Source organism: Bilophila sp. 4_1_30 (genome assembly GCF_000224655.1).
Taxonomy (GTDB): domain Bacteria; phylum Desulfobacterota; class Desulfovibrionia; order Desulfovibrionales; family Desulfovibrionaceae; genus Bilophila; species Bilophila wadsworthia.
On the sequence record NZ_JH114244.1, the window covers coordinates 1 to 1568 of the forward strand.

The window sequence follows — 1568 nt, forward strand, 5'->3', positions numbered from 1 at the left end:
GCCGCCACCGGGAAGGTGAGGGCAAAACCGCCCCGCCCGGGAACACCACCGGCACGTCCGGCAGGATGGGCAGATCCACGGAAGCGGCCTTTCCCGCCTCGTCGGAGATCCGCCCGGCAACGGCGGGCTGTACGGAAACCGTCATCGCCGCCGGATCAAAGGACTGGACGATGCCGGGCAGCGCCGTCCACATTTCCGCCTGCCTGCCGTCGAGGGCCGCGCGCAGGGCTTCGACGGGCTCGGCCCATCTTTCTCGTCTGTCCATCACCGTGCCTCGTCCAAAGGAAGCTGAGAGGTATCGTCAATGCCGACGCACGACAGGGTGGCGTACCAGTCCGTGCCCCGCGTGTCGCCGGAGAAGGTTATCGAAAGGATGCGGTAGAGGCCGTCGTGGACGTCCCTCGGCTCCCGCCCCGCCCCGGCCTTGAGCCCGGCCCCGCCCGCGTTGTCGAGCCGGACGCGCCCGCCGATGCGCAGGCGGGGGTTGAGCAGGCACTTGATCTCGATGCCCTTGTCGTTGGCCTTGGGCGTGCCGATGAGCCCGGTTCCGGCGGAAAGCACCACGGCCTCGCCGGGGAGGTAGCCGCTGGCGGGCACCATCTGCATCTTGCCCTTCTGGAAGCTCCACGCCGTGCCGGTGCGCCTCGCGGTATCGCGCATGTAGGCGCGGGCCATGCCGTACATGACCTTGCCCCGGGGGAGCTTCTGGCCGGGGAGGAGAGGGATGTAGCCGGGTTCGATCCCCTTGGCGGAAAAGGCCTTCATGCAGGCGCGGACGTGGTCGTCGGGGGTGGAGCCCGCCGCCAGCGAGGTATTGACCAGCGCGTAGTTGTAGGCCCTGTCGCCGTCCCCGGCGCTGATCTCGAGGCAGGTGTCCAACCCTTCGCCCTCGCCGCCGTTCTTCCCGGCTCCGGGGCCGCCCTCCTGCCCGAGCGCCACCTTGGTGATGTTCCCGTCGAAGATGACGGAACAGTTGCCCTGATACCCGGCCTGAAGGATGACGCGGGTAAATTCCTTGCGGATCCGCCCGGCTGTGGCCTCGGAGAGGTTGTAGACCCTGATCGAGGCGCTGTTGGGGGTTTCCTGCTCGCTCACCTTGACGGTGAAGGCAACGCGCAGTTCCCCAAACTCCAGCGCGCCGCCCTCCTTGGGCCCGACGAGCAGCGAGCACCGGCGCAGCCACTGGCGGCCCTCATCGCGGCGTTCCCCGCTACGGCTTGTTGCCTCAGCCATGATCAGCCACCTCGAACAGCAGGTCCACGCCCCGCCCGAGCGTATCCGGGGAGGGCGGCTCGTCCCCCGAGAGCAGGAGCGCGCCCCCGAGCCCCAGATACGCATACGGCTCAAGCAGGTCGCACCCCGCCACCAGCGGGATGCCGGAAACGAGGGGGACGCCCTCGGCGTCGGCCATGTCGAGCAGCCAGCCGCCTTCGGGCGCGTCCATCCAGCGGACGGCAAGCAGCAGCTCGCGGCCCGCCAGAACGATGCTGAACCGCTGCGGCTCAGGGGTCAGGGGAATGACATAACGCATTGTCGCACTCACTTTGGTTGTATCTTCAAGGCCATGC

3 protein-coding genes are annotated in these 1568 nt (G+C 68.5%); all 3 read right to left on the minus strand.

Annotation, left to right across the window (positions count from 1 at the left end):
• Positions 1–265 (minus strand): Gp138 family membrane-puncturing spike protein (locus HMPREF0178_RS19860; protein WP_009369327.1); only part of this gene is annotated, 265 nt, incomplete at its 3' end.
• Positions 265–1233 (minus strand): hypothetical protein, encoded by a 969-nt coding sequence (locus HMPREF0178_RS19865; protein WP_009369328.1) that lies wholly within the window; start codon positions 1231–1233, stop codon positions 265–267. The genes HMPREF0178_RS19860 and HMPREF0178_RS19865, both read right to left, overlap by 1 nt.
• The coding region (locus HMPREF0178_RS19870) for a hypothetical protein (RefSeq protein WP_009369329.1) at positions 1226–1568 on the minus strand (343 nt) is incomplete at its 5' end. The genes HMPREF0178_RS19870 and HMPREF0178_RS19865, both read right to left, overlap by 8 nt.